This is a genomic window from Idiomarina sp. ST20R2A10 (assembly GCF_051842345.1).
GTDB lineage: Bacteria > Pseudomonadota > Gammaproteobacteria > Enterobacterales > Alteromonadaceae > Idiomarina > Idiomarina loihiensis.
Genome location: NZ_JBNIEY010000001.1, coordinates 211,093 through 234,246, shown reverse-complemented (window position 1 = coordinate 234,246; position 23,154 = coordinate 211,093). Strand labels below are relative to the sequence as shown.

At 45.8% G+C, this 23,154-nt stretch carries 16 protein-coding genes and 1 tRNA gene; 9 read left to right on the top strand and 8 right to left on the bottom strand.

Annotation, left to right across the window (positions count from 1 at the left end; all coding sequences use genetic code 11):
• Positions 1 to 7 precede the first annotated feature (7 nt).
• Positions 8 to 271: a hypothetical protein gene (locus ACP7H9_RS01125; protein WP_286823965.1), complete on the bottom strand. Its 264-nt coding sequence runs from the start codon at positions 269 to 271 to the stop codon at positions 8 to 10.
• Positions 272 to 466: 195 nt separating this feature from the next.
• Between ACP7H9_RS01125 and ACP7H9_RS01120 the strand changes: the two genes are divergently transcribed.
• A tRNA-Val gene (locus ACP7H9_RS01120) sits at positions 467 to 543 on the top strand.
• A 262-nt stretch (positions 544 to 805) separates the two neighbouring features.
• Here ACP7H9_RS01120 and ACP7H9_RS01115 read toward each other — a convergent pair.
• The 6 genes from ACP7H9_RS01115 to ACP7H9_RS01090 all read right to left on the bottom strand — a co-directional run bounded on the left by ACP7H9_RS01115 (position 806) and on the right by ACP7H9_RS01090 (position 7,996).
• Complete coding sequence (locus ACP7H9_RS01115) at positions 806 to 1,363, bottom strand: hypothetical protein (RefSeq protein ID WP_034821107.1); 558 nt, start codon at positions 1,361 to 1,363, stop codon at positions 806 to 808.
• Between the two features lie 221 nt (positions 1,364 to 1,584).
• Positions 1,585 to 2,619: a cyclase family protein gene (locus ACP7H9_RS01110; RefSeq protein ID WP_034821111.1), complete on the bottom strand. Its 1,035-nt coding sequence runs from the start codon at positions 2,617 to 2,619 to the stop codon at positions 1,585 to 1,587.
• 33 nt (positions 2,620 to 2,652) lie between these two features.
• A complete protein-coding gene (locus ACP7H9_RS01105) occupies positions 2,653 to 4,101 on the bottom strand; it encodes an NAD-dependent succinate-semialdehyde dehydrogenase (protein WP_439222076.1) in 1,449 nt (482 codons plus the stop codon).
• Positions 4,094 to 5,470 (bottom strand): sigma-54 interaction domain-containing protein, encoded by a 1,377-nt coding sequence (locus ACP7H9_RS01100; RefSeq protein WP_110013210.1) that lies wholly within the window; start codon positions 5,468 to 5,470, stop codon positions 4,094 to 4,096. The genes ACP7H9_RS01105 and ACP7H9_RS01100 overlap by 8 nt, the downstream gene beginning before the upstream one ends.
• Positions 5,460 to 6,821 (bottom strand): hypothetical protein, encoded by a 1,362-nt coding sequence (locus ACP7H9_RS01095; RefSeq protein ID WP_439222075.1) that lies wholly within the window; start codon positions 6,819 to 6,821, stop codon positions 5,460 to 5,462. The genes ACP7H9_RS01100 and ACP7H9_RS01095 overlap by 11 nt, the downstream gene beginning before the upstream one ends.
• Positions 6,822 to 6,832: 11 nt before the next feature.
• Positions 6,833 to 7,996, bottom strand: a complete 1,164-nt coding sequence (locus ACP7H9_RS01090; RefSeq protein ID WP_439222074.1) for an iron-containing alcohol dehydrogenase — start codon at positions 7,994 to 7,996, stop codon at positions 6,833 to 6,835.
• A gap of 312 nt (positions 7,997 to 8,308) precedes the next feature.
• On the opposite strand from ACP7H9_RS01090, the gene ACP7H9_RS01085 reads away from it, so the two are divergent.
• The 3 genes from ACP7H9_RS01085 to dbpA all read left to right on the top strand — a co-directional run bounded on the left by ACP7H9_RS01085 (position 8,309) and on the right by dbpA (position 12,015).
• The gene (locus ACP7H9_RS01085) at positions 8,309 to 9,469 is read left to right on the top strand and encodes a porin (protein WP_286823422.1); all 1,161 of its coding nucleotides are present in this window, start codon (positions 8,309 to 8,311) and stop codon (positions 9,467 to 9,469) included.
• Between the two features lie 163 nt (positions 9,470 to 9,632).
• Positions 9,633 to 10,505 carry a DMT family transporter gene (locus ACP7H9_RS01080; protein WP_439222073.1) on the top strand — a complete coding sequence of 291 codons (873 nt, stop codon included), beginning with the start codon at positions 9,633 to 9,635 and terminating at the stop codon, positions 10,503 to 10,505.
• 85 nt (positions 10,506 to 10,590) lie between these two features.
• Positions 10,591 to 12,015 carry an ATP-dependent RNA helicase DbpA gene (dbpA, locus tag ACP7H9_RS01075; RefSeq protein ID WP_439222072.1) on the top strand — a complete coding sequence of 475 codons (1,425 nt, stop codon included), beginning with the start codon at positions 10,591 to 10,593 and terminating at the stop codon, positions 12,013 to 12,015.
• 97 nt (positions 12,016 to 12,112) lie between these two features.
• Here the strand turns inward: dbpA and katG are convergent, their stop codons facing one another.
• Entirely contained in the window at positions 12,113 to 14,368 is a 2,256-nt protein-coding gene (gene katG / locus ACP7H9_RS01070) for a catalase/peroxidase HPI (RefSeq protein ID WP_439222071.1), read from the bottom strand.
• Positions 14,369 to 14,602: 234 nt separating this feature from the next.
• On the opposite strand from katG, the gene ACP7H9_RS01065 reads away from it, so the two are divergent.
• The 5 genes from ACP7H9_RS01065 (at position 14,603) to ACP7H9_RS01045 (ending at position 23,151) form a co-directional block, all read left to right on the top strand.
• A complete protein-coding gene (locus ACP7H9_RS01065; protein ID WP_439222070.1) occupies positions 14,603 to 17,419 on the top strand; it encodes a TonB-dependent receptor domain-containing protein in 2,817 nt (938 codons plus the stop codon).
• A gap of 8 nt (positions 17,420 to 17,427) precedes the next feature.
• Complete coding sequence (locus ACP7H9_RS01060) at positions 17,428 to 18,597, top strand: M14 family metallopeptidase (RefSeq protein WP_110013218.1); 1,170 nt, start codon at positions 17,428 to 17,430, stop codon at positions 18,595 to 18,597.
• 105 nt (positions 18,598 to 18,702) lie between these two features.
• Entirely contained in the window at positions 18,703 to 19,311 is a 609-nt protein-coding gene (locus tag ACP7H9_RS01055; RefSeq protein ID WP_110013219.1) for an outer membrane protein, read from the top strand.
• A gap of 292 nt (positions 19,312 to 19,603) precedes the next feature.
• The gene (locus ACP7H9_RS01050) at positions 19,604 to 21,226 is read left to right on the top strand and encodes a BCCT family transporter (protein ID WP_181396966.1); all 1,623 of its coding nucleotides are present in this window, start codon (positions 19,604 to 19,606) and stop codon (positions 21,224 to 21,226) included.
• Between the two features lie 71 nt (positions 21,227 to 21,297).
• Positions 21,298 to 23,151, top strand: a complete 1,854-nt coding sequence (locus ACP7H9_RS01045; protein WP_110013221.1) for a DUF294 nucleotidyltransferase-like domain-containing protein — start codon at positions 21,298 to 21,300, stop codon at positions 23,149 to 23,151.
• Positions 23,152 to 23,154: the final 3 nt, after the last annotated feature.

The following is a 23,154-nucleotide window of genomic DNA, read 5'->3' as shown; positions in this document are numbered from 1 at the left end:
GCTTCGCTTAAAGATGCCAGTGCTTAGTTAGGCCTGGGTGTGGCGCACCCTGCTCTTTTTGATGAATTTCATTGATAACGTACCGTAAACCAATAAAGACCCAAAGCCAGAACGCGGCATGTAAAGCCCCCGCCATAATAACAATGACGGAAGAGCGCATCAAAATATCGACATGTAATATATTAAAAGTAAGCTGTGCAATAATGCCGACGATAGTCATCAAAAAAAGAAGCCCTGCAACTGCACGTATTACTCGTAAAAAAATAAACATTTAACCACCTCTTTTCCGTCAGTAAAAACTGAGTATAGTGAACATTCTAGCAAAAGCCTTCTTAAGAAAGTAAGCGTAGTTATTCAAAGCTGAATAGAATTTCGACAAACAAATGGATTTAGTAAAAAATCGCTTGCACCTGTGAGCGCAAATCACTAATATACCGCCCGTCGTTAACGACATTCCCCATAAAGTGCGTCCGTAGCTCAGTTGGTTAGAGCGCTGCCTTGACATGGCAGAGGTCGGTAGTTCGAGTCTACTCGGACGCACCATTCTAAGTGCCCGGTTTACCCCATAGAAAAATACCTTTACTCGGTTAATTGAAGTATCCCTCAAGCTTTATTCATTTACTTTGACTTTAATGGAAACACAACGGTTAAAGCCTGAACGGGTTCTGTCTGTGGTTTTCTTAATGGAAATGAAACATTGTTTGTATCGAAGTTTAACTAGCGCGGGCTTTAAGAAGGTAAGGAAAGTTTTTAGGGTAAATTGCCGCCCGTCTGAAATGACAGGCGGCAGGCTTAACTGGATTGCTTAGAAGTGCCAAGCAGCGCCAATAGAGTAGCCATCAAACCAGTCACTATCAAAACCATCAACATAAGTTGCACTTAAGCTGAATTGGTTGTTGATGTACCAACGAGCAGACAATTCATATTCTTGCTCAGAGTCTACGAAAATATCGTTATCAACGTGACGTACCAGACCTGAGAACTCAACGGCAGGGTTTAAACGATAAACACCACCAACCTGCACTGCATAACCAGTATCATCGTCGATACCGTCAATATCTGCATAATAAAGATTAACATCAGCGAAGCCAGCGAATTTTTCGCTGAAGTCATGCTTGTAACCGATACCAGCGAAGATTTGGTCAAAATCCGCATCGCCTTCGCTAAGCTGAGAGTAATCTGCAGTGAAATAAATAGATTCACTCAGCATTACACGACCATCAAGGCCAAAACCATCAACATCATCACCGAAGTCGATAAAACGAGCTTCTACGCGATCAAAGTCAGAACCCTGGTCTGCTGCTAAAGTTGCACCACTGAATAACGCGGCGCCGATAAGTGTAGCTAATACTGCTTTTTTCATTCTTTAATACTCCGTTATGTCGTGCGTGTCCCGCACTTACTACTTCCAAGCTGCCAGGCAGCACTGCTTCATTCAGCGAAGCAATGTGCGTAATAATAACGAAATAAACTTATACTTTTTGTTGTTTTTTGGTTGATTATCATATGATTATCGACATTTTTTACGACAAAAAGCAAAGAGAGTATGAAGGTAGATATACCTGCATACTCTCGAGTGAAAAGCTACTTAATAACGATAGGATTAATAGGAGAACCCGAGCCTCGCTCCATCTTTAGAGGCGCAGCAGTAAACATAAAGGTGTATTGACCATCTTCACGGCTATCTGCCGCCAAATCGTCCAGCCAGTAAAGCTCACTCAACACCACACCTAAGTCCCGAATGAGCGCACCATGTAGCGGGATCACATAATCTTTACCTTCAATCTTTTGCGGTACAAGTTCAACTGCCAGATTATCAGCCGCAATCACGGGTATCTCCATGTTATCAATCCATTTAATCAGGTCTTTGCTATAACACAAGCCGGGCTCTGTTGTTGCGCTCCACTCAGCATCTGGTTCCTCTTGATAAAAACGTCCTACAGATCCTGTTCTTATTAACAAAATATCGCGTTTTTCAACGGTTACATCCTGCGCTTCCGCCGTGTCCTTGAGGTCTTGTAAAGTAATACATGAACCCGGTGCCAACCGTCCTATGTCACCACCTTTCAAATGCCCGACATCCAGCAGTACGCCGCGGCCAACAATACCGTGTTCAGCTAAGACACCAACATCAACATGATCATGCCCATGCACTGTGCTATCAGCCGATACCCCGCCATATACTTTATCGCCATACCATGCGTGGCCTAGAGCATCCATGTGTGTCGTGCCCTGCAAGTACATGAAAACGGCATCGTCTGAGTACTTAACACCACCGGCCAGTTCATCCAGCTTGTTTACACTGTACATACTCTCGTCCTGCGTCATGAAATGCATAGCCGGAACGCGACCCGGGAACACAGGCCCGACGCCATGAGTAATCGGTAGTTGCAGCGTAAAAGTTTCCCCTGAACGAACGGCTTTTATACCACGTAAGGCCTGTTTTTCATCAAGGTAGTTAAGGGCGCCAAGTTGATCGTCATCGCCCCATTTCCCCCAGTTTTTGGGCATATCTTTTTGAAGGTTTTCAATATCGCTGGTCTGAGCCAACGAAACTCCGGAGGCACTCATAAGTGCGGTAGCTAAAGCCATTGATAGTACTGATTTTATTGTTTTCATTGTTCTTCCTTTTTTGTTGTTCTAACGCTTATATTAATAACTAAGTTTGATGTACTTAGTTTCTAAATATTCTTCAATTCCATGGCGCCCGCCCTCACGGCCAATCCCCGACGACTTAACGCCACCAAAAGGCACTGCCGCGTCAGATATAACGCCGCTATTAACACCAATCATTCCAACTTCAAGAGCTCTCGAAAGACGGTTAACCTGTCCTAAGTTCTGGCTGTAAAAATAAGCAGCTAATCCGGTTTGTTGCTGTCTGAGTTCTTCTAATAAAGCTGTCTCATCGTCGTATCGAACAATAGGTGCAACAGGCCCGAAAATTTCTTCATTCACACAACGCATAGAGCTATCAGCATTGAGTAACACAGTCGGGTAATACCAACGCTCTGAGTTTACCCACCGCTCTCCGCCGCAGGCGATTACGGCACCTTTTTTTACTGCATCTGCGACTATCTGCTCCACTTTTTCGAGTGCATTTTCATTAATCAATGGACCAATATCGACGGACTCATTTTTGCCGTTACCCAACATGAGTTGATTCACGCGGGCGATGAACTTCTCAGTAAACTCATCATAAACTTTGGTATGAATGTAAAAGGCATTGGCACATACGCAGGTCTGCCCCGCATTGCGAAATTTTGATTGGATAGCTCCTTGCACTGCACGCTCGACATCTGCGGTTTCACAAACAATAAAAGGCGCATTTCCGCCGAGTTCAAGTGAGAGTCGCTTAATCGTTGAAGCTGATGAAGCCATGAGTAAACGCCCGACTCGAGTTGAGCCGGTAAAACTTAACTTTCTGACTACGGCGCTTTCACTGAATATTTTACCAATAGCCTCCCCGTCGCCGGTTACAATGCTTAAAACGCCTTCGGGAATCCCCGCCTGTATCGCTAACTCAGCAATTGCAATTGCTGTCAGCGGGGTTTCAAGAGCGGGTTTCACCAACATTGTGCAACCAGCCGCCAGTGCAGGTGCAACTTTGCGCGTGATCATCGCCGCAGGAAAATTCCAGGGTGTTATCGCAGCACAAACACCTACCGGCTCGGTAATAACCATCATTGATTCATCGGTTGACGAGTACGGCAGAATGCTCCCCTGGTCTTGCAGGCCTGGCTGCGCATACCATTGAATGTAACTTGCTGCGTAACGTATCTCGCCTCGTGACTCAGATAATGGTTTACCCTGCTCACTGGTCAAAATGCCAGCAAGCTCCTCTTCCTTTTCAAGCATGAGTTGATACCAGCGAAAAAGCTTCTCGCATCGCTCTCTGAGAGGAACGTCTCTCCACTTGTAAAAAGCGGCTTCCGCAGACTCTATAGAGCGGCTAATTTGCTTCGGTGTTAAATCGGGTACGTGACCTATCACATTCCCAGTTGCAGGATCATCAACAGCTATTGACCTGTTTGTTGACGGGCCAACCGGGCTGTTTTTCATTAACTCCACATTATCGGGCTGTAAAACTTGTTCATTATTCATCGTTCGGTAAGTCCCTTTTTTGTTCTATGCGCCAGCGTTTTTGTTTTTTAACTAAGGTCGACTGATCAACGCCCAGAGCGCTGGCTGCCGCCCGCGTGGTACCGTGCATCAATAACGCCTCTTCAATTACTCTCTTCTCAAGCATCTCTACCTGTTCTTTTAGCGAGCACCCGTCACGCCCTAACGGCCTGTCAGTTGCTATTTCTATAGGTAACTGAGCCGTTGTGATCAGCGACTGTTCAGAAGTCACCATTAATCGTTCTGTCAGATTAATCAGCTCGCGAATATTGCCCGGCCATTCATATTGTTTAAGACGAGCAATCACATCAGCATGCCAACGACAGTCCAACTCATAGTTTTCATTGAAATGGTTGAGATAATGTTCAAGCAGTACGGGAATTTCTTCGATCCTTTCTCGCAGGGGAGGCAGTTCAATTGGTACCACACTTAATCGGTATAACAAGTCTTCCCGAAAATGACTTTCGGCAACCAGTTTCTTTAAGTCATGATGTGTTGCTGAAATTAACCGAAAGTTCGTTTGCTTAAACGATGTCGCGCCAACTGGTAAAAACCGCTTCTCATCAATAACTTTAAGTAACTTGGCCTGAAGAGTTAGCGGCAAATCACCAATTTCATCAAGAAACAAAGTGCCATTATTAGCCGCCTCAAGTAACCCTGTCTTGCCTTTCTCGGAGGCTCCGGTGAACGCCCCGGAAGCGTAACCAAATAACTCAGACTCAAGCAGAGACTCTGGCATCGCGGCACAATTTAATTCAATAAAAGGCCCGTTAGCGACATTGCTGTAACTATGAATAGTCCGTGCAAGCAGTGTTTTCCCGGTACCCGTTTCTCCCTGTAGCAATACTTTTGCAGAGGAGCTTGCCACTCGTTTTGCGAGATCATAGCAAGCTCTCATTTGCCGACTAATGACAAAAGGCTCTTTATGACCATCGGTTGAAACAGAAGCACCATATTGCTCACGTAAGCTCAGTAATTGTTCCAGCTTTTCCTGCGCTCTTTTGGCTTTTAGCAGCTCAGTGACATCCCGAACCGTGGTAACGATGTATTCAATACGCCCGTCGGAGTCGAACATCGGTGTACCAGAAACTAAAATTTGGTGCTCTTTACTTACGTCCTGCGTCAAAGTAACCGGTCTTCTTTCTTTCAAAACCTCCAAAGATACCGAGCGCGAAATATAACCACGCTTCACAACTTCGGACATATGTAACCCCCGAAGCTTTTCCTTCGGAATACCGGTAATACGCTCATAAGCCGTATTGACCGTTATCGTAATACCGTTACCATCGGTGACATAAACGCCGTCGCTCATCGCATCTAATACACGTTGTAACCTATCGCTACCGAACATCCGTCTGCTCCTTTTTAGGTGCGCGCAAACGCCAGCCATATAGCAAAAAACATAACAGCAGCCCTGCAGCGAAAGCCCAAGTTGCTCCTTTAACTACAAGAATTGCCCCGATAATTCCAGCTATGCCCAAGTCGCGTTCCGTTTTTGCTTCCTGAATGCCAATACGAACGCTGACGTAGCCTTGTATAAGCAAAGTCAGAGCTAAAGCAATTCCCAGAATCGGTTGAACTAAGCTAACCACCGGCAGAAGTAAAAGGCCGGTATTGGTTCCCCAGCGAAAAGAACCCGCGCCTCCAAAAATGGAGTCCATAGCTTTCCGCCCTTTTTTAAAGCGCTCAACAATTACCACATGCATTGCCGCCCATAACGGTCCGCACATCGCAACATCAGGGCCAATAATACTCATACCAAAGTTGCGGGCACCAAAAATGAGATGCGCGCGATCGGCGTTGTAATCAATTTTTTCGTCCTGACGCATCTCATCTGCTTCCGCCAGAATAGCTTTGCTCTGTAACACATCGCCGAACAGCACAATATAAGCTGCCAGCACCGTTGGTATGGCAGTTAAAAACATACTAAGAGGCGGTAGCCCGACACCAAAAACGGTGTAATGCGCGAATAAGGTTGCGAAGTCAGGTGATGTTATGCCCCATTCGATATCTGGCCATGGAGCTTCTGAAGCCAGTGGTGCAATCACAATAGCCAAAGCGATAATGGGAAAAATGCCGAGCTTACCCAGTACACGAAGAACCCAGTGTTTATTCTGAACCGTCGCGAAATGACGTGAAAAAATAAGATAAAAAGCAATGCCGACCGCAATTGAGATAGTAAACGGATAGGATTCGAAACGGCCTCCCTCCTCAAATACTACCGCTACCGCAGCTAATCCGGAGCCCATGATGATTCCAGCTTTTATAGCACTGGGAATAAGTTGTACTACCCGTTTTGCAACACCGGATGCTCCCAGCCCAATAGCAAAAAGTCCCAGCATCATCTGAAACGCTATCAAAGCATGCACTCTCGCTTCCCCCTCCGGAAAGGTCGATACGTACATCATCAATAAAGGAATAGCGGGCGTTATCCATCCTGGAACAACAGGGTCGCCCAATAAATGGTGCAACAAATAAAACGCGCCATTAATCAAAACAACCGCTAATGCCGCTTCAAATGGCATTCCCAGTAATTCGGTCATTAACGATATTGCCGCCAAATCGACGGCGCACATTAATAGTCCCTGCAGATAGTCTGGCCACTCAAAGCGATAGTGCAGAAATGGCAATCTGACCTTGAATGGTCCCATAGGCCAGAAAGGTGCTTCCGCCCCGTCTTTTCGTTGTTTCCATAACGACATAATGAGTCCTTTTAGTAAGCGGCCTGATAAATTGCTTCGATATCATCGACGCTAAGTTCACGAGGGTTATTTCTCAATAAACGAGTCACACCACTCGCCGCTTCAGCTAGTGAACGCAGATCACTATGCTCAATACCAAATTCTCTTAATCCGCCGGGAATTTCGACAGCCCGGCAGAGGGATTCAAGTTTCTCAATAACGAAGTCTCCTGCGTCGGCTTCGCTAATCGTTGCCTCGGCCCCCATCGCCAGCGCGATATTGAGAAAATCATTTGGGCAGGATGATAGATTCCAGCGCATGACGTGAGTGAACATCAGTGCATTACTAACCCCATGCGACAAGTGATAACGCCCGCCCAGGGGATAAGCCAAGGCATGTACTGCACCAACTCCTGCATTTCCGAATGCCAACCCAGCCATTAAGCTACCGGTAGCCATACGCTCTCTTGCGTCGAGATCATCAGGACGTCGATAAGCATCGGGCAAGGCGTTGACAATCATTTTTATGGCGCCTACTGATAACGCCCGGGTGATATCTGAAGCAAAATTAGAAATATAACTTTCTACGGCGTGCACCAATGCATCAATGCCACTTGCTGCCGTTACAGATGGCGGGCAACTCTGCGTCAATTCCGGTGCAACAATCGCCACATCCGGCAGCAGTTCGTCGCTGACAATCCCCTTTTTCAGTTGTGCCTCTACGTCTGACAGGATGGATATATTAGTGACTTCGGAGCCTGTTCCTGCGGTGGTCGGTAAACAAACTAAAGGTACGGTTCGCCGCGCACAGTTGTTCTCACCAAACAGTTCGTTCAAAGCTCTCTTCTCACTTTGATATACCGCAACGGCTTTTGCGGTATCCATTGCACTGCCGCCACCAATTCCAATAATCCCATCACAGCTTTCATTAATGAAAACGTCACGGCACGACTCAACGACATGGGTTTCTGGCTCCGCTGATATCTCAGAGTAAATAACAATACCCGTAATGCCCTGACTTTTAAGTTCGGCAACAATAGGTTGGATTAGCCCGGCATCAAGTACGCCTTTATCCGTTACAATTAAGGGATGCCTCAAGTTAAGCCTGCACATCTCGGAAAATAGCTGGTTACTTGCTCCTGAGCCGGTAAGCAATCGTCCCGCCGTTTTAAAAACCTGTACGCTATTAGCTGTCATAGATTTCCTTCATCTATACCTTCAAGTTATGTCAATAAACTGTAGCAAAACCCGTACCACTCACAACAAAATTATATAACCCTTTGTTTTTAAATTACTTTACGTAACTTCACCTGCTGAAATTAAAATATATTGATGAATTAAATCATCAATATAGCCAGACTTGATGATCTATTTCATCAAATAGTTAAATGTAAATACATTAAAAAATCATAAAAAACATAGAGTTACTCGAAGCCCACCGTTTGGCACAAGCATTGCTACTCAAACCGCTGACATTAGTCACATAATAAAAAACCAGGGATTATAAAAATGAATAACAAATACACTATTTACCGGTCGCTAGGTATTGCAGGAATGTTAATCAGTGGAAGCTCAGCAGCGCAGACAACTCCGGACTGGGATTTCAACTTTAACGGCTACATCAATGCACATGCGGTATACGCAAGCTGTGACGACTCTAATAACACCGTCGCAGGAAACGCACTGCTATGTATTGGTGAAGACGCTACGTCAGTATCAAATGGATACAGCCCGTCCAGCTTTCAATTCTCAGCAACAACTCAGACACATGATTTCGATATAAAAGCATTTTTAGCAATTGAGCCAGGATCTACCGATAACAGTGCCTTTAACGGCAACGGAGACAATCGGGCTTACCGAGCGTATTTTACAGTAGGAAATGACGATGTCGGAACGTTAAAAGTCGGACGCGGCTATGGAGTATTCGGCATTGATGTTGTTTTAGAGGATATGGCATTGAGTGGTGTCGGTGCGCCGGCCTCAATTCGCAGTCCATTAAATACCTCGTTGGGTGCCGCAGGCTATGGCTATATTTTTGCCGACCGACTTTCTCAAATTACATACAGTCGTGAACTAGGAGAAAACTTCCACGCTGATATCGGCATTTTTCAACCATTAGATTCAGTCAGTTTTGGTGGCAATGGTTATGTTGGCGATTCAGGTTCTGAGCGCCCGGGACTTCATGGACGGCTTCGCTATAACTACGATTACGGGTTTGTTTCAACAACTTTCTATAATCAAAAGGTCAGTACCTCACTTGATGATTACAATGCAAAAGGAATCGATATCACTGCCGCCATTCAGCTTGATGACACTCGGTTATCACTCTCAGCTTTTGATGCGTCAGGCCTGGGCTATTATGGCTTATTAATTGATGCTGCTGACATCAACGGCAGTCCACGCGACAGCTCAGGCTGGTTTACACAGCTAACCCATCAATTTGGTGCAACCAAAGTTGGCCTGAATTATGGCACGTCAAAAGTGGACTTAGCTGGCGTAGACAGCTTAGAGCAAGTCAAACAACAAACAAAAGTCAGCGCTGCCGTTTATCACACCTTATGGGAAATTTTTACGGTTTCGGCTGAAGTGTCGGCGCTAGAAGCAGAAAACCACATGAACCAAAGCATTAAAAACGAAGCTTTCAGTATCGGTTTTGCACTGTCATTTTAATCATTAGCATTATTCTTCAATAGACAGTCACTGCTCGCGCTTTCAGAGCAATGACTGTCAAAGTGGCAGTTTAGTAGCTAAGCACCATTTGAAAATCTCCTTCCTGTCTTCTAAATTCAATACTTTAGTTCATTCAGCATTCCAACAGAAGTTGACCGAAGCAATGGCGAATTCAGGCATCATACTGGTGGCGTCAGCGGCGCTGTTCTGGGGACTGTCCGGCGGAATAGCCGGCATTCTAATCAACGACGATTGGAATGCCGTTTTAGTATCTTTTTGCCGGGGTGCTGTCGGGCTTATATTTGTGCTGATGTGGTTGGTTTTAAGACCACGTAATAGTGGGCTCACTAACAGTAAGTTATGGTTGTGGTCTATCATCGCCGGGCTTGGAGTCTCCGGGAATTTCGCTTTTTATTTCTTCAGTATTTCTGAGAGCAGCGTTGCCGTTGCAGCGACACTCATGTATTGCGCCCCCATATTTGTTTACCTAATTTCTTTCGCCATTAAAATTGAACGTCCTACATTAACCAAATGTGCCGCAATACTGCTGGTAATGGTTGGTGTCGTATTACTCACCCGTGTGTATCAAGTCGACAGCGGTGGTATTACTTCTATAGGCGTCATAGCCGGACTTCTTTCAGGTATGTCACTGGCGCTTTTTATTTTTGGTTTTAAATACGCAGCCAGGCAAGGCAGTCCTCAGGCCGTTCTTGCAATCGCGTTTTCTACCCTGACACTGGTTCTGGGCACATTAATCGATATAGAGGAAGCAGGAAGAGTCGTCAACTCCGTGGACTGGCCGCTCTTTGCTATTCTCGGAGTACTGGGTGGCGGCGCATCCTTTATTCTTTATATTATTGGCCTGAGAAGAACGTTGCCAGCGCTGGCGTCCATAGTGGCGACAATAGAACCCGTTACGGCTGCGCTATTCGGCGTGATTATTTTAGGTGAGGTACTGGCTTACACGCAGGTACTCGGAATGCTGATAATACTGGCTACGGTCACTGCCCTGGGTGTTTATTCCAGCAAACAGTAAGCTTTTGCTCAGATTACCTCAGCATATTTGTCCAGAACCCTGTTACAATAACCACAGAAACCTGACACAGAAAGTGGCCCCTTTAATGCCTATAAATACGCCTGAAAATATCTCGGATAACACTTCTGAGACTTCACCTGAACTCCTTCACTTTAATCAACTTAACCTGCCGCCAGCTTTACTGACACGGCTTGATGAAATTGGTTACCAACAAATGACACCGGTGCAGTCCTTAAGCTTGCCGGTCATTTTAAATAACACCGACGCCGTTGTTCGCGCTGATACCGGTTCAGGAAAAACCACCGCTTTTGCGCTGACTTTGCTGGCAAAGCTGGAGGCAAAAAGCTTTTCGCCACAGGCGTTGGTATTGTGCCCTACTCGTGAACTCGCCCATCAGGTTGCTGACGAGGTTCGTAAGCTGGCTAAATCAATGCTTAATATCAAAATACTGACCCTGTGCGGTGGCGAGCCATCACGTATTCAGACCAACTCGCTTGAGCATGGCGCTCATGTTTTAGTTGGCACACCCGGGCGGGTACTTGATCATCTTGAGCAGCGCAATGTTGATTTGTCCATGTTGACGACTCTGGTTCTTGATGAAGCCGACCGAATGTTAGAAATGGGATTTCAGGACAGCCTGAACGCCATCGTCAAACACATTCCAAAAACACGACAGACACTATTATTCAGTGCCACCTACCCTAAAAATATCGCCGCGTTAGCAGAACAGGTGACAACTAAGGCAAAAAATATTGAGGCTATTCAAGAGCAGGCAAAGCCACAAATCGAACAGCTCTTTTATGCCATGAATAATGAAGACAGCGCACAGCTGGTAATGAATTTACTGGGCGAGCATCAACCTGAAAACTGTCTGGTTTTCTGCAATACCAAGAACGAAGTAAAAGACATTTTTAACACACTTCATGCCAATAAATTCAGCGTATTGGCTTTGCATGGTGAGCTCGAACAGAAAGATAGAGATCAGGCGATTATACAATTTAGTAATGGCAGTGCTCGCGTACTCATTGCAACCGATGTCGCTTCCCGTGGGTTGGATATTGCTGAACTTGATTTAGTGATTAGCGTTAATATGGCTCATGATTTAGACACCCATACCCACCGCATAGGTCGTACTGGCCGCGCGGGCAAAGAAGGCGTCGCAATAACCTTAATTGCTGAAAAAGATGATTATAAAATGCGTTTGCTTGAGGATACTTTCGCAGAACCCATTCAGGTAAAGCCTGCGCCAGCGCTGTCTAACAGCACACCGCTGAAAGCTAATATGTCGACCATACAAGTCAGTGGCGGGAAAAAGGACAAGTTGAGACCGGGTGACATTGTTGGCGCCCTCACAAAGGACAAGGTGCTGAGTGCTGACGACATTGGAAAGATAAAGCTGGAAAGTACCTTTGGTTTTGTTGCCGTAAACTCCCGTTTGGCTAAGCACGCTTTAGGGCTTATTAATAACAATAAAATAAAAGGTAAGAAGTTTCGGGCGAAAGTACTTTAATTTGCGGTGCCTCAGCCTGCGCTCTTAAATGACAATATAAAAAGCGGTGATACTCTCTTGGTTCTGAAGAGAATACCACCGCTCACACGCTTAACTATTATTTCAGATCAAAGCGGTCTAACTGCATGACTTTCGTCCATGCCTGAACAAAGTCGTTAACAAACTTCTGGTCTGCATCACTCATTGCATACACTTCTGCAACAGCACGCAATTCAGAGTTTGAACCGAAAATCAGATCAACCGTCGTTGCAGTATATTTCTGTTCTCCAGTTTTACGATCAAAGCCTTCGTATATCGCTTCGTTGTCCGATGACTTTTTCCATTCGTTATCCATGCTTAGCAGGTTAACGAAAAAGTCATTATTCAACGTGCCCGGCTGGTCTGTGAAAACACCATGATCACTGTCATTATAATTAGCGTCCAGCGAACGTAAGCCACCCACTAATACCGTCATTTCCGGTACCGTTAAGGTTAGCTGGTCAGCTTTATCTACCATATGCTGAGCTGGTGAAACACGGTTGCCTTCAGCATAGTAGTTGCGGAATGCGTCAGCTTTAGGCTCAAGGAACGAGAACGAGTTAACGTCCGTCATTTCCTGAGAGGCATCAGTACGACCCGGCTCAAAAGGTACCGTCACATCGTAACCGGCATCTTTCCCCGCTTTTTCAATAGCCGCAGCGCCGCCTAAAACGATAACATCAGCCAAAGACACGTACTTGTCGCCGGACAGCTCATCATTAAAGTCTTCCTGAACGCCTTTCAGCGTATCCAGCACTTTCTTAAGCTCAGCCGGGTTGTTCGCTTCCCAGTTCATCTGAGGCTCTAATGCAATACGAGCGCCGTTAGCACCGCCACGCATGTCAGTACCGCGGAAGCTTGATGCCGAAGCCCAGGCCGTACGAACTAACTGAGGCACGCTAAGGCCTGAGTCCAGAATAGCAACCTTGAGCTGCTCAACGTCATTGCCGTTAATCAATTCAAAATCAACTTCGGGAATCGGATCCTGCCAAAGCAAATCTTCCTGCGGAGCCATATCACCAAGATAACGCTGTTTAGGGCCCATATCGCGGTGAGTCAATTTGAACCAGGCTTTTGCAAATGCCAGTTCAAACTCTTCAGGGTCTTCATGGAAGCGTTTAGCAATTTTGCGATACTCAGGGTCTTCTTTCAGCGAAAGATCCGTCGTAAACATAATAGGAGCATGGCGCTTGCCTTCAACGTGAGCATCAGGAACTAAATTAGACGCCTGACCGTCAACAGGGATCCACTGAATAGCACCGGCTGGACTCTTAGTCTGTTCCCACTCAAAACCAAACAGGTTATCCAGATACTGAGTTGTCCAGGCTGTCGGGTTCACTGACCACGCCCCCTCTAAACCACTGGTAATGGTATCTTCGGCGTTACCTTTACCACATTTATTTTTCCAGCCCAGACCTTGCTCTTCAACACCTGCAGCAGCCGGTTCAGCGCCTAAACATTCTTCTGGCTTGTGCGCACCATGTGCCTTACCAAAGGTATGTCCACCGGCAATCAGAGCAACGGTTTCTTCGTCGTTCATTGCCATGCGGCCAAAGGTGTCACGAATGTCTTTCGCGGCCAATAAAGGATCAGGCTTGCCGTTAGGTCCCTCAGGGTTAACGTAAATCAGACCCATCTGAACAGCGGCCAGAGGGTTTTCAAGTTCACGATCACCAGAGTAGCGCTCGTCACCCTTTAACCATTCTTTCTCAGGGCCCCAATAAACAATATCAGGTTCCCATGCATCTTCACGTCCGCCGGCAAAACCAAAGGTTTCAAAACCCATAGACTCAAGCGCAACGTTACCGGTTAGCACCATCAAATCAGCCCATGAGATATCTCTGCCGTACTTTTGCTTAACCGGCCACAACAGTCGACGCGCTTTATCCAGACTGACGTTATCCGGCCAGCTATTTAGTGGCTCAAAACGTTGTTGAGCGCCAGCAGCACCGCCGCGACCGTCTTGGACCCGGTAGGTTCCTGCACCGTGCCAGGCCATACGAATAAAGAATGGACCATAATGACCGTAGTCGGCTGGCCACCAGTCCTGATCCGAGGTCATCAGCTCTTCAATGTCTTTTTTAACCTGCTCAAGGTCAAGCTGACTGAAGGCTTCAGCATAATCAAAATCGTCGCCGTAGGGGTCTGATTCAGGACTATGCTGACGCAATGGCTCTAAATTGAGCTTATTTGGCCACCAGAAATCGTTCGACTTAGGCTCTGGAGAATTCACCTCATAAGATGAGTTTTCCTGAGCACTTGCAACACCAGTTCCGGCTGAAAACGATATCGCAATCGCTACAGCAGAAAGTAAAGGTACTGTTTTCTTAAACATGATTAATTACCCTTTTCGTTAGACACAATAAGTGCGTCAGTAATATAAAACAAACGCAGTGTTTTAGGGGGCTCAGATAGGCTCGAAAAATAGATTGCCATAATCGGATTGTCTGTCTTGACCAAAAAATTTGAGTCATAAATATGTTAAGAATGTTTAAAAATTGAGGTAAAAATAACGATCTGGGTATATACCTACAACTAAGTTAATTGTTAAAACAGTGTAGGTTTTATTATGAATAAACACAGAAAAAGCTACTTGTCACTCTGTACTCTTGCCGCTTTAAGTTCATTTACTCTCCCCCCTCAGGCACTTGCTATGCAGCAAGATCGCAGTGAAGATGATGAAGAGGCAATGGAAAAAATTACTGTGGTAGGCAGTAATATTAGAGAGGCGCAGGCTGCCGGACGACTCCCGGTGACTATCCTCGACTCAGATGACATCATTAATACAGGCGCTGTTACTGGAGATGAACTGCTTCGCTCAATTCCTCAAGTGGGCGATATCAGTTTTAACAACGAGCGATCTATTGGTGGCGTTAATGATGCTCGTGGCGATGTCGCTTCCATTAACTTAAGAGGTATCGGCACAGGCAATACCTTAACTCTGCTGAACGGTCGTCGTTTGGTTCTGCACCCGGGAACCCAGACCGAGAACTTTGTTCCTGTTACCACGGTAAACTCAAACACGCTTCCGGTAACCGGCTTAAGACGGCTTGAAGTACTTCGTGATGGTGCCTCAGCACTTTATGGAACCGATGCCGTAGCTGGTGTCGTTAACTATGTTCTGAAAAAAGAAGTCACTCAAACTCAGTTAAACCTGAGCGCCGGCAACGCTGAAGGAACTTCAATGCAACAGTACCTTGCCAGCGGTTCAACCGGCGTATTTTTTAACGACAATAAAAGCCATTTAAGTCTGTCTTTCGCTTATTACACCCGTGATGAAATCGGCGCCAATGAGCGCTCATATTCAGCCAGCGAAGACCGTCGTTTTAACGACAGAATACCAGAGGCTTTTGTTGGTGATACCCAATTAGACAACCGTTCGTTATCCAGCCCCTGGGCAATATACGATGGTGAAAATATTGGCCGTTTCCATATTCGCCCAGAATCTATGGGTGATTGCTTTCAAACTTTGTCTGATGGAGTCTGTGCTGCCGAAGGTTCCATTCCCAGAGATATGCGTTACGACTCAGCTCAGGATCAGAGCATGACGTCGGCAATAGACCGGGTAAACCTATTTGCTTATTACACACATTCTCTTGCGCCTAACTTAGAGCTTTTTGGCGAGGCCTTGTACTACGAGGCGCTATCTAAGCGTCGTCGCGAACAAAATGCCAATCTTACTGCGCAGCGCTTCACTATTAGCGAGGATGCCGCTTACAACCCATTTGGCGAAACCGTAACATTACGCAACATACGGCCAATGGATGTCGGCCCAAGAAGAATAGAAGTTGAAGACTCCAGTTACCGTCTACTGGGAGGCATAAAAGGTTATTCAAAACAGTGGGAATGGGAATCCGCCCTACTCTATTCCAGAGCTGACACGCTGGATACAGGCTATAACCGCATCCGCGTAAGTGCGCTGCAACAGGCGATTAACTCAACCAATATTGAAGAAGCTTATAACCCATTTATTGGCGGTAACCCGGAGAACGTAAATAACGGAACATCTGTCTATAACTCAGCCGCTGTTATAGCCGGACTGACTGAAGACATAACCCGGGATAGCACTAGTGAGCTGGCGCAATGGGATTTCAAACTATCCAACCCGGCATTGGCAAACTGGTACGCAGGCGACATTGGTATTGCCGCGGGGGTCGAGTATCGTTACGAAGCCTACGCCGATGACCGACATTATTTGCTGGATGGCTCTACCCCTTTCTACGATCAAGTCACTGGCGAACTGATGACCAACTCCGATGTTTTAGGAAGCAGCTTTACACCTGACTCAGAAGGCAGTCGCAATGTTTTTTCCGCTTATACTGAGCTCCTGGTACCGCTGCACCAAACCATTGATATGCAACTGGCGCTTCGTTACGAAAGATTCAGTGACGTCGGCAGCGTAACCAAGCCGAAAGTCGCCCTGAGCTGGTTACCGGTTGACTGGCTGCAATTAAGAGCATCGTACTCCGGCGGTTTCCGCGCACCTAACTTACCTCAGGTGGTTGAGGAAAGTGTTTCCCGGACCAATTCCAGAACCGATCCTGTTATTGATGATCGTTACAGCATAACCGAGATCAGAGGCGGCAATAGCAAACTCACACCAGAAGACGACGAAATTTATAACGTTGGTTTTGCCATTACCCCTTTTGAAAACTTTCTTATTACTGTCGACCGCTGGACAATTGAGCAGGAAAACGTAGTCGGAATTTTAAACAGCCAAACCCACTTACTTTATGATTCACTGCTACGCTCACAAGGCAGCTCAAATCCTGCCGTTATACGTAACGATGATCTGGAGGTTGTTTACGTAAATAATCAATACGACAACCTTGAAGTTCGTGAAATTTCCGGTACCGATATCAGTATTAATTATGAAGTTAACAGTGAAGCCTTTGGTTTATTCAACTTTTCGATCAACGCAGCTCACTTGCGTAAATTTATGCAAACCCCGGACCCTATAAGTGCCATTGTTCTGGAAGCTCAGGAAAATGGTAACCCCGCTGTCCCTATTGACATTCCGGTGGTTGGCGCAGGTGATTTACGGCAAATGGACGGGAACCCTAAATGGCGTTCGTTTGCTCGTCTAGACTGGGATCTCGGGAACTGGGGCGCTGGTATACGAGTCAACTATGTTGATGACTTTTACGAAACTAGCGTAACAACGTCTGATGGAGACATGATGCCAATTGATAGCTGGATCACAACCGATATCTATCTCGACTACTACTTTAGTCAGGAGTCACTCGACGGCTTAAGTCTGCGAATAGGTGCCCGCAATCTGGCTGATAAAAAACCGCCCATTGCAGATGAAAGCTTCGGTTACTTTTCCGATGTTCACTCAAACCGTGGACGTTATACATACGCCACTTTGTCGTGGGCATTTTAGGAGTATAAATGCTCACACTAGCTAATGTTGCGTTATTAAGCCAGTTAGCACTTCAGCAGCCTGAAGAGACGGATAAAAAACCGAAGGACTGCTCTTTTGAGCAGATCGAGTTCACTATCAATTTTGCTGTGGGACGCCTGAACCATTGTGAGAAAACAGGTGATAATCAATACAGGCTTTTTCTGGAGCCTGAACGAGAGAAAATTAACCCAAGTCCCTGGTATGCTTTTGCGGTAAAAAATAAAGCTGAAACAAGCCAAACAATCGATATTACTTTGGTCGCCAGTGAAGGGGTTTCGCGATATAAACCCAAACGCAGCGAAGGCGATGATATTTGGCACGCAATTCCATTTTCTGAAGGCGACGGCACGCTTCAGTTTGAATTAACCCTTTCAGGCCAAACCAAAGAGTATATTGCCGGACAGGAGATTATTGACAACGTTCATTACATTGAGTGGCTCAGTAGTCTTATTAAAGAGCCGCAACAGACCGAAGTTATTTCTCTCGGAGTCTCCAGTGAAGGACGTAACCTGGCGGCTCTGGAGCATAGAGTTGAGTCCAGCGATAAATGGATAATTTTAATTGGCCGTCAACACCCTCCCGAAGTTACCGGCGCGTTAGCACTACTACATTTTGGTGAGTTGCTGTTTAGCGACGAGCCTTACGTCGTTAAATTTCGACAAAAGTACAACATTCTATTGGTGCCCAATATGAATCCAGATGGGGTCTACCATGGGAACTGGCGCTTAACCGCGGCAGGCATCGATATGAACAGAGACTGGAAAAATCTGACCCTACCGGAAACTCAGGCCATGGCTAATTATCTTAAAAAGCTGGTTAAAGACGGCGGGGAAATTGAATTTGCAATTGACTTCCATTCTACCCGAAAAAATGTCTTTTACACCATGCCTAAAGACTACGAACCCCTCAGCGGCGTGCCTTTGAGAAACCCTCAAAGAGTCTACAACTGGATTGAGGAAATTGAAGAACTTGTCGGTTCAGTAGAACTTGATTATCAGCCTGGAGCTCATCCTGAAAGTGGTGTTTTTAAGCAGTTCATCGCTGATGAATTTGCCGCGCACGCCGTGACCTATGAAGTAAGTGACAACGAAGAACGCAATAACATTAAAAAAGTTGCGGAAGCCGCCCTCATCTCTTTAATTAACCGCTTAGATTAAAGGTTTCGTAAAGGGCATTGCTGACTGCCACGGGTGTAGCTAGCTTTAAATAGAGATAACCGCTTGGTTACTTTTGAATAGTTACTCTCAACTTAAGGAAGAATTATGAAGAAAACATTAATTGCAATTGCATTGATTGGAACTTCAACTAGCGCCTTTGCCGACTCTCCTAACTGGGATAAAATTCAGGCGTCCTACATAGAAACCGATATTGAAACACCTATCGACGATGATATTACAATGGATGGTTATGCCGTAGCCGGCTCGCTTTCACTAACTGACTCAATTTTTGTGCTGGCCAATTTCGACTCCGTTGGTGACGAATCGGATTTCGGTGACGTTGATTTAGACTCACTTAACGCAGGTATCGGCTTTAATCACGGTATCACAGAGTCAACTGACGTTTTCGCTACAGTTACTTATGAAAAGCTTGAACTTGTTGGCTCAGTAGACGACCTTGGTTCAGAGTCTTTCGATGAATCAGGATACGGAGCAGGCGTTGGCATTCGTTCAATGATCACCGACTTTTTTGAGCTATCGGTGAAAGCTGATTATCTGGACATTGATGACGAAAATGGTATTCGTTATGACGCTTCAGCTTTCTTTCATTTAACTAACAACCTTTCTCTAGGTGTTGGTTATAAACTCTACGATTTAGACGAAATCGATCAGGACGTCGATACTGTCGCCGCAACAGTTCGGTACAGTTTCTAACTCTTAGCCTGAATGCTTAAACGCTGGCGTGTCACCTTATATAGAGACACGTCAGCACACCTCTACAACATTTCTAACCTCTCTAATTCATTATTTTTACTGCAAAAAACCGATCTAACTTTAAGAAACGTCCGTAGCTCTCTATACTCTATTAGTAAATTTAGAATAAACGCTTAAATTCAAAGCGTAAAAACACCTATTTTTATACAGGGGAGAGCAAATGAATAAAAAAGAAGAGGAAGTGCTCCGCGGGGACAAAGACCTCGAGCGCGAGCGCAAAGCCGACGACCCAATGATTCCTGACGGTGAAGTCAACCCAATCGATACGGATTACCAAGTAGGACAAGATAACGTTGTTATGAAAGTAGGACCTTTTGGTCTGGATTTCCATAACCGCGTATTCGCTATCTCCGGACTTGCGATCGTCGCCTTTGTGGTTATTACTTTAATGTTCCAGAATCAGGCGGAGCCGGTATTCACAAGTACAAAAAATTGGTTAACGGCTAATTTAGACTGGTTCTTTATTGGTGCAGCTAATATTTTTGTGCTTCTGTGTCTATTCTTAATTGTTTCACCATTAGGGAACGTGCGTTTAGGCGGCACTGAAGCAAGCCCGGACTTTTCTTACCTGGGCTGGTTTTCAATGCTGTTTGCCGCAGGCATGGGTATTGGACTCATGTTTTACGGTGTCTCTGAGCCGATTACTCATTTTAGTGCTGCATTTGGTGGAACTGAGTTTAACGCGGATGGTATTCGTACCGACTCAGCACCTCTTGGGGGTGCTGGCGGTGACCAGGCTGCGGCAATAAAATTAGGCATGGCTGCAACCATTTTTCACTGGGCTCTGCACCCATGGGCTATTTACGCCGTTCTTGCTTTAGGTTTAGCCTTATTTTCTTTCAACAAAGGCTTACCATTAACAATACGCTCTATTTTTTACCCAATTCTGGGCGAGCGCGTATGGGGCTGGCCAGGACATATCATTGATATTATCGCAATACTGGCAACCTTATTCGGTCTTGCAACATCACTTGGACTGGGTGCTTCTCAGGCGGCAGCAGGACTAAACTTTCTATTCGGCTGGGCTGAAGGTGATACCACCGATGTGCTGCTGGTTATGGGGATAACCGCTATCGCATTAATTTCAGTTCTTGCAGGCCTGGAAAAAGGTGTACAGCGACTATCGCAAGTGAATATGTCACTGGCGGCTATTCTGATGCTGTTTGTCATTATTGTCGGCCCGACGGTAGCTATTTTCACCGGTTTCGCGGAAAACCTTTACAATTACATTGTTAACCTCCCAGCCCTGTCAAATCCGGTTGGACGAGAAGACCTGGGTTACTCTCAAGGCTGGACATCGTTTTACTGGGCATGGTGGATTGCATGGTCACCTTTTGTAGGTATGTTTATTGCCCGCGTTTCAAGAGGCCGTACCGTACGTGAATTCTTAATTTCGGTACTATTGATACCTTCTCTGGCCTGCGTATTCTGGATGACAGTATTCGGTACCGCTGCAATAGAGCAATTCGTTGCGGGAGCCGAACAAATAGCCAGTGAAAAGCTTTCACTCAAACTGTTTATTATGCTGGGAGGCTTGCCCTGGACAGAAGTAACCTCGTTTGTGGGTATTATTCTGGTTATGGTATTTTTCATTACCTCGTCTGACTCAGGCTCGCTGGTTATCGATACCATAAGCGCTGGCGGTAAAGTTGAAGCACCGGTACCTCAGCGTATATTCTGGTGTACGTTTGAAGGGTTAGTCGCAATTGCGCTGATACTTGGCGGTGGTCTCGTTGCCCTGCAGGCAATGTCCTTATCTTTAGGCTTACCGTTTACCATTGTTTTATTGGCTTCCTGTTTTGCAGTCGTTCAGGGATTGCGTTCCGAGCCAAGAGTTGGTAAACCTGCTAAGTAGCTATTAGCGAAAGCTCCTTACCCATTTAAAAGCGGCGCTGAAGCGCCGCTTTTGCTATAACAGGTACAATTATGGAAGCCGAACATCTGGAAATTCTGAATTTTTTACGTCGTTTCCCTCCTTTCAATGAGTTACCTGAAGACGAACTTGTTGAGCTTGCCAAAAACACTGCAATCAGCTATTTCAAAGCCGGCTCTCAAGTACTTGAATATAATGAGTCAATTTCTGATTTATACGTCATTAGGAACGGTTCAGTAGAAACCTACAACCGTAACGGCGACCTGTTTAATCGTTTAAGCGAAGGTGGTTTTTTTGGTGAAGCGGGTCTACTGCGTAAAGGCAAGGTTCGTTACCCTGTCAAAGCATTAGAAGATACGCTTATCTACTTTATTCCCGGCAGTTTGTTTAATCGCTTGTTCGATGAATACGACAGCTTTGCCGACGCAGTGGAAGTCGAAGGGCACAGGCGCGTAAATCAAGCCGTAAAAAAGCAGGAAAACCGTAATGAATCGCTTTCTGCGACCGTTGATACAATCATTACGCGCGAGCCGGTTTCTATTGATTTAAACGCCAGTATTCACGATGCTGCCGCAAAAATGACAGATGAAAAAGTATCATCATTACTTATTATCGATGAAACACAGCATCTTCCTGTGGGTATTATAACGGACAAAGACCTACGCAAGCGTGTTCTGGCGGTAAACCGGTCCAGTACCCACCCCGTTTCTTCTATAATGACCGAGAACCTGACATTTGTTCAGCATAATAACCGCGTGTTCGAAGCTTTGTTGATAATGATGCGAACCAACCTTCACCATTTGCCGGTACTGAAAAAAGGTCAGGTTGTAGGCGTCATAGCTTTATCGGATGTGGCACAGCATGAGTCAAAAAGTACTCTGTTTATTGTCAGTGGTATTTTTAAGCAAAACTCTATTGAAGAGCTAACCGAACTTGCAGAAAGTGTCCGCGCCAGTTTTGTCCGCATGGTTAACGAAGATGCAAACTCGCGGATGATAGGTTCGGCAATGGCTACCATTGGTCGTTCGTTCAAACAGCGGCTTTTAGAGCTTGGCGAGGAGAAATTCGGACCGCCGCCGGTGCCCTACTGTTTCCTGGCTTTGGGTTCAATGGCACGTGACGAGCAAAGTATTGTCACGGATCAGGACAACGCTATGGTTTTACACGACGATTTTGATCCCAAACAGCACGATGCCTACTTTAAAGAGTTAGCGGGCTTTGTGGCCGACGGCTTAAATGCCTGCGGCTATACCTATTGTACGGGCGGCATTATGGCCACCACCGATGCCTGGCGACAACCGTTAAAAGTGTGGAAAAACTACTTTACCGACTGGATTGAAAACCCGTCACCGGAAAAGCTGCTGCACTCCTCCATATTTTTTGATTTGGACGGTGTCTGGGGGCAACAAAAATTCGCCGATGAGCTCAATTCACTGATACGAAAAAAAGCCAAAGGCAATAAACGGTTTTTAGGCTCTATGGCACGTAATGCGCTAAACCGCACGCCCCCTCTGGGCTTTTTTAAAGACTTTGTCATGGAAAAAGATGGCAAACACCGTGACAGCATCAATACCAAACGTCGCGGCACCGGCCCTGTTGCAGATTTGATCCGTGTTCATGCTCTGGCCATTGGTTCATCACAGCGCAATTCCTTTACTCGTCTTGAAGACATTATTGATTCACAAATTTTGCCACAAGGTCGCGGACCAGATTTACGTGATGCTCTGGAATTAATTTCTATGGTGAGAATTCGACATCAGGCGTTAGCCATTTCGGCGGGTGAAGTGCCTGACAATAACGTTGCTCCGGAAGACTTATCTCATTTTGAGCGTAAAAACTTAAAAGACGCCTTTCAAATTCTAAGTAACGCACAAAAATATTTGCGTTACCGTTACTCGGGAGGCTAGGCA

Excerpts from the sequence above, each read along its gene's own strand:
- ACP7H9_RS01115 (WP_034821107.1), bottom strand. The coding sequence starts at position 1,363 with ATGAAAAAAGCAGTATTAGCTACACTTATCGGCGCCGCGTTATTCAGT.
- ACP7H9_RS01045 (WP_110013221.1), top strand. The coding sequence starts at position 21,298 with ATGGAAGCCGAACATCTGGAAATTCTGAATTTTTTACGTCGTTTCCCT.
- dbpA (WP_439222072.1), top strand. The coding sequence starts at position 10,591 with ATGCCTATAAATACGCCTGAAAATATCTCGGATAACACTTCTGAGACT.
- ACP7H9_RS01050 (WP_181396966.1), top strand. The coding sequence starts at position 19,604 with ATGATTCCTGACGGTGAAGTCAACCCAATCGATACGGATTACCAAGTA.
- ACP7H9_RS01065 (WP_439222070.1), top strand. The coding sequence starts at position 14,603 with ATGAATAAACACAGAAAAAGCTACTTGTCACTCTGTACTCTTGCCGCT.
- ACP7H9_RS01090 (WP_439222074.1), bottom strand. The coding sequence starts at position 7,996 with ATGACAGCTAATAGCGTACAGGTTTTTAAAACGGCGGGACGATTGCTT.
- katG (WP_439222071.1), bottom strand. The coding sequence starts at position 14,368 with ATGTTTAAGAAAACAGTACCTTTACTTTCTGCTGTAGCGATTGCGATA.
- ACP7H9_RS01105 (WP_439222076.1), bottom strand. The coding sequence starts at position 4,101 with ATGAATAATGAACAAGTTTTACAGCCCGATAATGTGGAGTTAATGAAA.
- ACP7H9_RS01110 (WP_034821111.1), bottom strand. The coding sequence starts at position 2,619 with ATGAAAACAATAAAATCAGTACTATCAATGGCTTTAGCTACCGCACTT.
- ACP7H9_RS01085 (WP_286823422.1), top strand. The coding sequence starts at position 8,309 with ATGAATAACAAATACACTATTTACCGGTCGCTAGGTATTGCAGGAATG.
- ACP7H9_RS01125 (WP_286823965.1), bottom strand. The coding sequence starts at position 271 with ATGTTTATTTTTTTACGAGTAATACGTGCAGTTGCAGGGCTTCTTTTT.
- ACP7H9_RS01100 (WP_110013210.1), bottom strand. The coding sequence starts at position 5,470 with ATGTTCGGTAGCGATAGGTTACAACGTGTATTAGATGCGATGAGCGAC.
- ACP7H9_RS01055 (WP_110013219.1), top strand. The coding sequence starts at position 18,703 with ATGAAGAAAACATTAATTGCAATTGCATTGATTGGAACTTCAACTAGC.
- ACP7H9_RS01095 (WP_439222075.1), bottom strand. The coding sequence starts at position 6,821 with ATGTCGTTATGGAAACAACGAAAAGACGGGGCGGAAGCACCTTTCTGG.
- ACP7H9_RS01080 (WP_439222073.1), top strand. The coding sequence starts at position 9,633 with ATGGCGAATTCAGGCATCATACTGGTGGCGTCAGCGGCGCTGTTCTGG.
- ACP7H9_RS01060 (WP_110013218.1), top strand. The coding sequence starts at position 17,428 with ATGCTCACACTAGCTAATGTTGCGTTATTAAGCCAGTTAGCACTTCAG.